This is a genomic window from Streptomyces sp. NPDC002004 (genome assembly GCF_053593975.1).
The window spans coordinates 109,633-120,138 of sequence record NZ_JBSFDP010000020.1 but is presented as its reverse complement, the minus strand read 5'-3'; the positions used below and the strand labels follow the sequence as shown (position 1 = coordinate 120,138).

General features: G+C 69.5%; 8 protein-coding genes. 6 read left to right on the top strand and 2 right to left on the bottom strand.

Translation table 11 applies throughout. The features are described 5' to 3' along the window. Positions 1–44: 44 nt before the first annotated feature. Positions 45–1,439 (bottom strand): MFS transporter, encoded by a 1,395-nt coding sequence (locus ACWCP6_RS25465; RefSeq protein WP_450934861.1) that lies wholly within the window; start codon positions 1,437–1,439, stop codon positions 45–47. Here ACWCP6_RS25465 and ACWCP6_RS25460 point away from each other — a divergent pair. The 3 genes from ACWCP6_RS25460 to ACWCP6_RS25450 all read left to right on the top strand — a co-directional run bounded on the left by ACWCP6_RS25460 (position 1,360) and on the right by ACWCP6_RS25450 (position 4,602). Next, on the top strand, positions 1,360–1,797 hold the full coding sequence (locus ACWCP6_RS25460; RefSeq protein WP_450934860.1) for a helix-turn-helix domain-containing protein: 438 nt from the start codon (positions 1,360–1,362) through the stop codon (positions 1,795–1,797). The two genes, ACWCP6_RS25465 and ACWCP6_RS25460, sit on opposite strands and share 80 nt — an antisense overlap. A gap of 513 nt (positions 1,798–2,310) precedes the next feature. After that, positions 2,311–3,018, top strand: a complete 708-nt coding sequence (locus ACWCP6_RS25455) for an SCO2400 family protein (RefSeq protein WP_450934859.1) — start codon at positions 2,311–2,313, stop codon at positions 3,016–3,018. Positions 3,019–3,549: 531 nt separating this feature from the next. Next, positions 3,550–4,602 (top strand): PP2C family protein-serine/threonine phosphatase, encoded by a 1,053-nt coding sequence (locus tag ACWCP6_RS25450; RefSeq protein ID WP_450934858.1) that lies wholly within the window; start codon positions 3,550–3,552, stop codon positions 4,600–4,602. Between the two features lie 719 nt (positions 4,603–5,321). Here the strand turns inward: ACWCP6_RS25450 and ACWCP6_RS25445 are convergent. Further along, entirely contained in the window at positions 5,322–5,657 is a 336-nt protein-coding gene (locus tag ACWCP6_RS25445) for a hypothetical protein (protein WP_450934857.1), read from the bottom strand. Positions 5,658–6,820: 1,163 nt separating this feature from the next. Here ACWCP6_RS25445 and ACWCP6_RS25440 point away from each other — a divergent pair. The 3 genes from ACWCP6_RS25440 to ACWCP6_RS25430 all read left to right on the top strand — a co-directional run bounded on the left by ACWCP6_RS25440 (position 6,821) and on the right by ACWCP6_RS25430 (position 10,503). Continuing rightward, the gene (locus ACWCP6_RS25440) at positions 6,821–8,422 is read left to right on the top strand and encodes a (2,3-dihydroxybenzoyl)adenylate synthase (protein ID WP_450934856.1); all 1,602 of its coding nucleotides are present in this window, start codon (positions 6,821–6,823) and stop codon (positions 8,420–8,422) included. Between the two features lie 526 nt (positions 8,423–8,948). Next, the gene (locus tag ACWCP6_RS25435; RefSeq protein ID WP_450934855.1) at positions 8,949–9,233 is read left to right on the top strand and encodes a hypothetical protein; all 285 of its coding nucleotides are present in this window, start codon (positions 8,949–8,951) and stop codon (positions 9,231–9,233) included. Continuing rightward, positions 9,223–10,503 carry an MFS transporter gene (locus ACWCP6_RS25430; protein ID WP_450934854.1) on the top strand — a complete coding sequence of 427 codons (1,281 nt, stop codon included), beginning with the start codon at positions 9,223–9,225 and terminating at the stop codon, positions 10,501–10,503. The genes ACWCP6_RS25435 and ACWCP6_RS25430 overlap by 11 nt, the downstream gene beginning before the upstream one ends. The last annotated feature ends 3 nt before the right edge of the window (positions 10,504–10,506 follow it).

Below are 10,506 nucleotides of genomic sequence, written 5' to 3'. Positions count from 1 at the left end.
GGCGCGCGCCCGCGGGGGCCGACGGGAAGGGCCGGGCGATCGTCTCAGACGGTACGCGCGTCGGCGGGGGTGACCGTCGACGCCTCGCCCTCGGCCGCCTCCACCCGGTTGAGGTCACGGTGGCGGGTCTCCTTGGCGAACCCCATCGCGATCAGGGTGAGCAGCGAGGCCGCGACCACGTACAGGGCGATGGGAGTGGAGCTGCCGTAGTCGGCGAGCAGCGCGGTCGCGATGAGCGGCGCCGGGGCGCCCGCGGCCACGGAGGCGAACTGGGCGCCGATGGAGGCACCGGAGTACCGCATCCGAGTCGCGAACATCTCCGAGAAGAAGGCGGCCTGGGGCGCGTACATGGCGCCGTGCAGCACGAGTCCGACGGTGATGGCCAGGACGAGGTTGCCGAAGCCGCCCGTGTCGATCAGCGAGAAGAACGGGAACATCCACAGGCCGACACCGGCGGCGCCCAGCAGATAGACGGGCCGGCGGCCGATGCGGTCGGAGAGGGCGCCCCAGGCCGGGATCGCGGCGAAGTGCACGGCGGAGCCGATGAGTACGGCGTTGAGGGCGGTCTCCTTGGAGACGCCGGCCGAGGTGGTCGCGTACACGAGGATGAAGGCGGTGATGACGTAGTAGCTGATGTTCTCGGCCATACGTGCGCCCATGGCGATCAGCACATCGCGCCAGTGGTGGCGCAGCACCGAGACGAGCGGCAGTTTCTCGGCGGCCTCGGCTCCGGTCTCTGCCTCGGTCTTCCTGCGTGCCTCGGCCTGTGCCAGTGCGGCCTTGAAGACGGGCGACTCGTCGACGGAGAGACGAATCCACAGGCCGACCGCCACCAGTACCCCGGACAGCAGGAACGGTATGCGCCAGCCCCACGAGCCGAAGGCCGCGTCCGACAGCAGCGCGGTCAGCAGGGACAGCACACCGGTCGCGAGCAACTGCCCTGCGGGCGCTCCGGTCTGCGGCCAGGACGCCCAGAACCCGCGCCTGCGGGCGTCACCGTGCTCCGACACGAGCAGGACGGCGCCGCCCCACTCGCCGCCGAGCGCGAAGCCCTGCACCAGTCGCAGCAGGGTGAGCAGGACGGGTGCGGCCGTGCCCACCGAGGCGTGCGTCGGCAGCAGACCGATCGCGAACGTCGCCGCCCCCATCATCAGCAGGCTGACCACCAGCAGTTTCTTGCGCCCCAGCCGGTCGCCGAAGTGCCCGAACACCAGGGCGCCCAGCGGCCGCGCCGCGAACCCGACGGCATACGTCAGGAACGACAGCAGCGTTCCGACCAGCGGGTCGGAGCCCGGGAAGAAGAGCTTGTTGAAGACGAGAGCGGCGGCGGAGCCGTAGAGGAAGAAGTCGTACCACTCGATGGTGGTGCCGATGAGGCTGGCGGCGACGACTCTGGGGAGGCTGGCGGGGGGTGGGGGAGCGGTGGTTCCGGAGGCCATGTGCGCCACTTCCTCGTGTGCGGTGGGGACGGGTACGTGTCGCCACACGGTAGGAAGATGCAGGTCAGCGGCACATGTGGTGGGGCAACATAGTTCGAGGGTTGGCTGTGCGTGCCGCCACCATGCCCCCCGCCGCGAAGTCCTCCGCGAGACCCTCCGCCTCTTCCTCGCCACCAACCGCAGCTACGCCGCCACCGCGGATCAGCTGATGGTCCACCGCAACACCGTCCACTACCGCATCCAGCGGGCCGTCGACCACTACCACCTCGACCTCGACGCGAACGCCTTCGACCTCCACTTCGCCCTCAACGTCTGCCGCTGGCACGGGACAAGAATCCTGCGTCGCAAGCGCAGATGATGGAGTCAGGGGGCCGTTCGTCACCGCATCAATTCCCTGAACCCGGACGCTCGTCCGCCGGGGTGCGTTCCTGCAGTGGGACCGGCGCCGGCGTTGATCCCGGAACCCGACCTTCTGTCGCTCCGTGGGACTCTCCTCCGCCTGCCCCCAGGACATCGCAGGAGCGAAGACATTGCGCGCAGGGGCGTCGAGCCGTGGGCAGTGAGCGGCACTCGGCCCGGATCGAGCCGCAACCGTTCGGCTCGTACGCCGAGGCTGCCGCGCCGTCCCGGTCATCAACGTTCCTTCCCGCAGAGAGTTACATACCCCACTTTTCAGCCCGCGGGTGAGCACTCAATCGGTGCGCCCCGTTGACCCCAGTAACCGGTGACCCACCTGCAGCCGGTAAGTGAGGTTCGCACATGTCAAAGATCGGTCCGGAACAAACCAAGCGGCGTCTCCCCACCGCTGACTGCTGCCCGGATTGGGTGCACCTTTGCTCCCGTCAACTCAAGGACTGAGAACGGTCGCTTCATGGACTACTGCATCCCGTGCAGCCGCACGCTCAACGGCGCCGTAACCTGCCCGGAGTGTGGGGCATACGACCCCGGCATGGCACAGCTGAGCGATCGGAGAGACGGTGCTCCGGCCGTCGAGGCCGTCGAGGCCGTCGACGCCGCGATGCCGGAGGTCCGCTTGAGTGGGGGACCGAGCTCTTCCGGGTCGCCCCTTCCCGGGTCACCGGCTGCCTCGCAAGACCTGTCGGCTGACTGGTGCGACCGTCCGGCGCGGCTGAAGAAGTATGCCGTCCGGTCTCTTGCCGCAGCCGCCTTCACCCTTCTCGGAGGCCTGGCGACCGCATCGGTGTTTCCCCAGTCGACGGCTCCACGAGCAGCCTCGATCCCGGAACAGCCGTCCCCCGAAGAGCCCGGGGTCCGCGTTCCCGATTCGCAGGCTTCACCGGAGCGTGTGACCACGCACCCGGCCCGAAAGGGCGTCCGGGACGGAAACGGTGACGGGATCCGGCGTCCTCTGCCAACGGCGACTCGCAGCACGTCGCCGGTCTCTCGGCCTCCCGTCACCACCAGTGCGCCGCCGCCGGTGAAGGCGAGGCCGACCCCCCGAGCCTCCAGCGGCCGCCGCTCCAGCTCGCCCTCGCAGACGGCAGCACCTTCCGCGAGGCCCTCCGTCAGCCCTTCCGTCAGTCCTTCCGTCAGCATCAGCGCCTCTCCTACCAGTTAGTGGCTCACCGAGCAGCAAAGGTGGTGCAGACGCCCGTCCAGCAGCCGGCACCGACGATCGGTGCTGGGAACGTGGGGTCGCTCACAGTTGTATTGTGTACAATCTAATTGTGCACTAGCGTCTGTGGTGGCTCACCACAAGATGCAGGCGGCGTCTGACCACCCCCACCGCGCCTACGTTTTCACCTCGGTCGATCACCGCACGGCGGTCGCGGAGGAGACCGCCCGGTTCGTCTCAGCGGTCAAGGGTGCCGACCTCACTACAGCGGTGTGGGCAGGGGACTGGTGAGTCGTTGGGCTGGGTCCTGTCGGCGCGCGGCACGCGGCCCGATGGCACCTGTGCGTCACCGCGGTTCACCGGACGTTCGTAGGGCACGGGCGAAAAGCGATAGAATTTCCCAAACCGGTGGCCTGGCTTCCGGATCTAGGCTGCTGCTCGACCTGTGTGACCTTGGGGAGCGGCACGGTGGCGAGGTCTCCTGAGGAACGCGGAGTCCCGCACAGCGCTGGTGTGCGGGGCAGGTTGCTTCCCGTGCTGCCTGCGCTGTTGCTGCTCATCGGCCTGTTCGTCGGCCTCTACACGCCCCGCGATGTCAGGCCGGACGCCATTCTCGCCGCGGCTATGGTTTCTGCCGCCGCACTGCTGCCCCTGTGGGGGACCGTGCTCACCGGAGTGGCCGCGTGCGCGGTCTTTTTCGGCCTGATGGTGGACTTCGACGCGCTGCGGGATGCGACTGCCTACTCCGAGCTGGCCACCCTCGCGGCGATTGCGGCATTCGCCGTCTTCATCAATCGCCTGCTGAGTCGGCACGCCCATCAGCTGGGTCAGGTCCGCTCGGTGGCTGAGACCGCCCAGTTGGCGGTGCTGTATCCGATACCGCGACGCCTCGGACACGTCACGCTCGAGAGCCTGTACGTGGCCGCCGCGGCGGAAGCCCGGATGGGCGGCGACCTGTACGGGGCCATACGCACCCCGCACGGCGTCCGGCTGCTCATCGGTGACGTACGCGGCAAGGGGCTGCTCGCGATGCAGACGGCTGCCGCGCTGCTCAGCGCCTTCCGCGAGGCCGCCCACGACGCGCCCGACCTGCCCCACCTGGCGCGCCGCCTGGAGACGAGCATGAGCCGCTACGCATCCCAGTACCCAGGGGTCCCGGGCTCGGAGACAGCTGAACGTTTCATCACCGCGCTCCTCGCCGAGATCCCGGACGACGAACCGGTCGTCCGGACTGTCACCTGCGGCCACCCTCCCCCGCTGCTGCTGCACCGCGGCGAGGTCCGGGAGCTACAGCTCGCCGCTCCCTCGCCGCCGCTCAACCTGGGGAACCTGGTGAGCGACGGGTATCACGTCGACCTCGCCCCCTTCCACCCCGGAGACCAGCTCCTGCTGTACACCGACGGGGTCACGGAGACCCGCGACCGCTCCGGCGCCTTCTACCCACTCGCCGAACGCGTCCGCTCATGGAGCCGCGAGGGGCACCACCAGCTCCTCGATTATCTCCACCGCGACCTGATCGCCTACAGCGGAGGCGAGCTCGACGATGACGTCGCTGCCCTCGTCGCCCGGCGGTGCCCGAGCCTCTGATCCTGGGACGAGGTGAGGCTCCGACCTGCGCGGGTTTCAGGCGCCGGAGCTCGTTCGACGTGTCCGAAGCCGGTGTCCTGGGTGACGGCCTTGCCCTTGCGGGGGGTGGCGGACGCGGCGATGCGGCCGCACCGGGTTGTCCGCCGCTGCGGGCCATCCTCCGGGCCGGTCAGCAGACGACCGGAGGGGCCGCCGCGTTCCGAGCGCGCGCGGTGCCCACCAGCGATTCGGGGCGAACACTCTGCGGCGCTTCGCCACGGCACCACAAGAGCCTCGCGTGGGTGCGGACAGACCTCCGTCACGTCCCCCGAGGCCTACGCGCGAGGAGGATGCGCTCGATCACTCCCAGATGCGTGCCCACGCGCCATTCAGCGCAGGCGCCCAGGCCGACCGGTCCGGTGCGGCACCCGTCGGACGCTTCGGACCGATGCCCGCGTCCGAGTGGCACCCATCATGGAGGTCGCCTGCCCGTGGTTCGGCGGTAGTCCGCGCGGCTTTCGCGGGCCACGCCGCCGCCGGTTCGACGGCGGGTCAACGCCTGATCGGCGCGCGAGGCGCGCGCGGTACGCGGCGATGTGGCCCGCATACGGCCGGGGGCCGAAGACCGAAAGTCGGTCTTCGGCCCCCGGGCCGGTCGCATGGGCCGTGTCGGCCGCAACGGCGGGTGGCACGGTGTGCAGTTCGCGCCACTGCATCACCGGCACGCCCGCCGTTGCGGGTTAACGGCGGCCGGGGTAGTGGTTGTGTCCGTGGTGCAGGTCGCCGTGCCAGCCGTGCTGCAGGCCCCAGCCCAGGATCCAGTCACCGAAGCGGTCCCGGTCGCCGTACGGGAGGTGGCGGTGGTCCCGGTAGCGGTCGCCGTACCAGCCGCGGTTGCGGTCACCGTGGTGGTCGCCCCAGTTGTCGCCAGGACGGTGGCTGCGCGAGTAACTTCCCCCGTTGTCGCGGTCATGGCTGCCTCCATCGGCGAGGGCCGGCATGGCGGCCATTCCGACGAGGGCGCCCGACGCCACACAAGTGGCGATCAGGCGGACCGTGGTACGAGACACAGACATGAAGATGTCCCCTCACGTTCGTGCACGCTTCCCTGGCAGGGGCCGACGTGCAACCGGATTCTCGGTTCGGTGCCGAGAGCCGAAACTGTCGCCCCCCTCGCCGCCACCGGATCGACAAAAGGATTCGCGTTACAAAACGACGACATATCCGTAACTCTCCCTTGTAGGGGCCATCCATACAGGGAAGGGCGCGGGCCGCAGACCACAGCAACTCCTCACCGCTCTCCGATCAGCAGAAAAGAAGCTGACGGCGCATCACGTCGTTGGCGGCTCACCGGCTCGATTCCCTCGACCGGCCCAACGGCTTTCGTAACGACACGGGATCCTCCGTCCGGGGTACTCCGCCGTGTCCGCCCCCCATGGCCCCCGATCCGCCGTTCACGTCACGGCTCGCCGCCTTCCCCGTCGACATCGGGCGGAGCCGAGCGCCGCCCCGGCAGCTGGGCGGCCACGCCGAGCGCAGACCGGCACAGGGACACGGATCCGGTGAACCGCGTCGGGCCGGAACGGCGGGGCCGGCCTCCCCGTATGCGGTCCCGGCGGCGGTCTCGTCGACGCCCGACGTGGCGGCGGGACGTGTCAGTGATCAGCTCGGCGGTGGTCGGTGTCGTGGTGCTGCACCGTCCACGAGCTCGTCGGGCACGTCCAGGCAGCCAGACGCGCGCCGAAGGCCCCCACCCCGCCGCTCCCGTCCGCGCAGGAGCGGCTGCGGAGCCACCGCGTCGCACGCTCCGTCACACGACCCGAACGACATCAACTGCTCTACAGACCTTGCCCATTACTCCCCAAGAGCGCATCCAGAAACCAGCCAGGTGCCGCGTGCGAAGCTGCACTGCCGCAGGTCTTTGTGATCTCCACATGGAAATGGGGGCGCAGCGATATGTGTGCCGAGGAGTGTGCGGCAGGGTTCACCGCCCTCGGCGGCAGGTCGTACGAGGGGTGCGGACGGCACTGCCACCGGGTCCCGAGGAACAGCACGAACCCCGGTCGGTCCAGGTGGACGGAGAGGTCGGGGCATGTGCTGCCGGCCGCCTCCACGGCACTGTCCTCGCTGCCCTGAGACCGCCGGGCGGGCCATGACCCACCCCCGTCGGTGGCCCGCCCGGCCTCCTTCCACGTGTTTGCACGACCACCCTTCCAGACGCCGAGAGTTGGGATGAGCCATGCTTGAAGGCTGTGTGCCATGGCCTGAGCCGTTTGCCAGTGACTACAGGGCCAAGGGGTACTGGAACGACGAGGTTCTTGGCACTCTGCCCATGTCCCTCCCGGCCGCCGAGGACAGGGTGGCCGTGGTCACGGCCACCCGGAACCTGACCTACGGTGAGCTGAACCGGGCAGCCGACCGCCTCGCCGCCGGACTGCACGGCATGGGTCTCGGCTCCGGCGACCGTGTCGTTGTGCAGCTTCCCAACGACGTGGAGATGGTGGTGCTGTGCATCGCCCTCTTCCGGCTGGGGGCACTGCCGGTGTTCGCGTTGCCCGCGCACCGGACCTCGGAGATCACCCATCTGGTGAACAGCTCGGACGCGGTGGCCTACGTCTGCGCGGACCAGGTGCTCGACTGCGACTACCGGACCATCGCCAAGGGAGTCCTGGAAGGAACGGACAGCCTCGCGCATGTGCTGGTGGCCGGCGACCCGGGACCCTTCACTGCGTTGGCGGAGGTGGACGCGGATCCGGTGGACCTTCCGGCACCGGACGCCGAGGACGTGGCGTTGTTCCTGCTCTCCGGGGGCACTTCCGGGCCGCCGAAGCTGATCCCGCGCACCCACGCCGACTACACCTATCAACTGCGCCAGAGCGCACGGCTGTGCGGCTTCGGGGCCGACACCCGCTATCTGTGCGCGCTGCCCATGGGCCACAACTTCGCGTTGGCCTGCCCCGGCGTACTGGGCACGCTGCGCCTGGGCGGTACCGCGGTGCTGGCGCCCGCGCCGACCCCTGAGTCGTGCTTCCCCCTCATCGAGAGCGCCAAGGTGACCGTCACGTCGCTGGTGCCGCCCCTGGTGCCGCTGTGGCTCGACGCCGCCGAGTGGACCGCACACGATCTGGAGTCCCTCCAGCTCGTTCAGGTCGGCGGGGCCCGGCTCGGTCCGACGACGGCGAGCGCGGTGCCCGAGGGACTCGGCTGCACCCTGCAACAGGTCTACGGGATGGCGGAGGGCCTGCTCAACTACACACGGCTGGACGACCCGGAGAGCGTGGTCTTCCACACCCAGGGCCGCCCCCTGGCGTCGGGCGACGAGATCCGGGTGATCCGGGAGGACGGCAAGGAGGCGGGGCCGGGCGAGGAGGGCGAGCTGTTCACCCGTGGCCCGTACACGGTGCGCGGCTACTACCGGGCCGAGGAACGCAACCGTACCCAGTTCACCGACGAGGGTTTCTACCGCACCGGCGATGTGGTCCGGCGCACGGCCGCGGGCTACTTCGAGGTCGTGGGACGCATCAACGACGTGGTCAACCGGGGTGGCGAGAAGGTGCCGGCCCAGGAGGTCGAGGAGCACCTGATCGCCGACCCCCGCATCGCCTCCGCCGCACTGATCGGTCTGCCGCACCCGCACATGGGGGAGCAGACCTGCGCGTGCGTGGTGCCGCAGGACCCGGAGCAGCCTCCGACCCTGCGTGAGGTGCAGGCCGGACTCAGGGACCGCGGAATCGCACCGTACAAACTGCCGGACCGACTGGTGGTGCTCTCCAGCATGCCGCTCACCGCGGTCGGGAAGATCGACAAGAGGACACTCAAGGCTCAGCTCCAGCAGACCTGAGGACCGCCTCCGCCGCGCTAGGGCGATGACCCACCGGTCCGGTCCGTACCCACAGAAGCTCCGGTCGACGGGGCGACCTCGACAAGTCGCCCTGAAGAACCGGAGCTTCTCCGTTCCGCCGATCGGTGCATGCGCACCACGCCCTCACTGTGAAGTGCGATCGGAACAGCACGGTCCGTCGGCCGCCCGCCCCGCCCCGGGAGAGGGCGAACACGGCGTTCGACGACCGTGCCGCCTCACGCCGCCGACCGAAGTCGCGTGTCGTGCACCCACTGTCGGTGAGCCCGGCATCGGCCCACTCCAGGCGGTCCGGTACGCGAAGTCCGCCCGTTCGCCGTGGGTTGTCGCCCGCACGGCGAAATTGTCACTTTCACGCACGGGTCGATGACGTACAGCGACCCGTCGCAGCAAACGGAACAGAGCAAGGCCTGCCAGCTTGCACAGTAAGTATACGCGTAGACAAAGTCGATTCCCGTCTGTAGCATCAGGCCAGATTCCGACGCTGCCCTTAGGGGGTTTCCACATCATGAGCATTGCGGAACTGGTCGCCGGGTTACGGGACTCGGGGGTGAAACCCCGCCCCGACGAGGGCCGGTTCGGGTACCGGGAACCCCTCGGCCCGGTGAGCCCGGGATCACCGGGACGGCTGCGCGCCTGCATCGCCGGGGTGGCCGAATCGACCCCATGGACGAGCCGTGCCGAAGCCGGTCCGTGGACCGCGACCGAGGAACGGCCGGTCATCCCCATACGCGTCGACCCGCACCTCGAGCAGGTGGGCGGTGCCGAGAACGGAGCCCGTCATGAGCGCTAGTCCCGAGATTGCCGACCAGCGGCCGCAGGACGCGAACCAGCGGCCGAAGCTGGCCAATCAACGGCCGATCCTGCTGGTGTGTCTGGCCGTGTTCGGTCTGATGACCGGACAGCAGATGGTGAACCCGATCCTCGCCCCGCTCGCGCGCGAGCTCGGATTCAGCGAACTGGCCCTGGGGCTCGTGATGTTCGTCGGCGCGTCCGGCGTGGTGCTGGCAGGTACGTTCTGGGGACGCCGCGCCGTGACCTGGGGGCACCGTACCGTCCTGCTGATCTCGCTCGTGGGCGCGACGATCGGCCTGCTGGCGTTCGCGGTCATCGCCCAGATCGGGCTGACCGGCGCACTCCCCGTGCCGGTGGTGTACACGTTGGTCGTTCTCAGCCGCGGCGTCGTGTTCGGCCTCGCATGGGCCGCGACACCGGTCACCGCACAGTCCTATGTGGCCGACATGACCACCGGCGAAGCCGAGCGGGTGCGGGGCATGTCCATCTTCAGTGCGGCCCAGGGCCTCGGCCTGGCTGTCGGGCCGGCGGTCGGCGGTCTGCTGAGCATCGCCGGTCTGCTGCCTCCGATGTACGTGGCGCCTGCCATCCTGGCCGTGATCGCTGTCCTGGTGGCGATCAGCGTGCCCAAGCCGGAGGCCCACCAGGAGCGTCCCAAGGCGGCGAAGGTGAGCCCGTTCGACCGCCGCATGTGGCCCTTCCTGACCATCGGGTTCGGCCTGTACCTCGCGATGACCATCGTCCTGATGACGGCAGGCTTCCTCCTGCAGGACCGGCTGCACCTCACCCCGAACGAGACCGGGACGGTGACCGGGATGGTCACGCTGGCCGGTGCGGGAATGATCGTCATCGTCCAGGTCGCGGCCGTACCGCGGCTCGGCTGGACGTCGGTCCGCCTCCTGCGGGTGGGCTCGATCCTCATGACCATCGGCATGCTCGTCGTGGCCGTCGCCCCGACCGCGGTCCTGATCGGTGCGGGCGTCGCCCTGCTCGGGGCCGGCCTCGGGTTCGGCATGCCCGGGATCATGTCCGCACCGAGCCTCCTGGCCACCCGGGCGGAACAGGCCAGCGTGGCCGGGCTGGTCAACGCGTCCGTCGCCATCACCTTCATGATCGGCCCCGTCCTGGGCAACGGCCTGTACGAGGTCGGCCACATCGTCCCGTACATCTTCGGCACCGTGCTGCTGGCGGCCCTGGTCGTCTTCACGTTCGTGCACCGAGGAGTACGGCAGACCGCGCAGCCGCCCGCCACCCCGGCCACGGCGTAGCCC

What these genes read in the sequence shown, in the direction of transcription:
- ACWCP6_RS25460 (WP_450934860.1), top strand. Translation starts at nt 1,360, where the DNA reads ATGGTGGTGCCGATGAGGCTGGCGGCGACGACTCTGGGGAGGCTGGCG.
- ACWCP6_RS25465 (WP_450934861.1), bottom strand. Translation starts at nt 1,439, where the DNA reads ATGGCCTCCGGAACCACCGCTCCCCCACCCCCCGCCAGCCTCCCCAGA.
- ACWCP6_RS25455 (WP_450934859.1), top strand. Translation starts at nt 2,311, where the DNA reads ATGGACTACTGCATCCCGTGCAGCCGCACGCTCAACGGCGCCGTAACC.
- ACWCP6_RS25445 (WP_450934857.1), bottom strand. Translation starts at nt 5,657, where the DNA reads ATGTCTGTGTCTCGTACCACGGTCCGCCTGATCGCCACTTGTGTGGCG.
- ACWCP6_RS25440 (WP_450934856.1), top strand. Translation starts at nt 6,821, where the DNA reads ATGCTTGAAGGCTGTGTGCCATGGCCTGAGCCGTTTGCCAGTGACTAC.
- ACWCP6_RS25435 (WP_450934855.1), top strand. Translation starts at nt 8,949, where the DNA reads ATGAGCATTGCGGAACTGGTCGCCGGGTTACGGGACTCGGGGGTGAAA.
- ACWCP6_RS25430 (WP_450934854.1), top strand. Translation starts at nt 9,223, where the DNA reads ATGAGCGCTAGTCCCGAGATTGCCGACCAGCGGCCGCAGGACGCGAAC.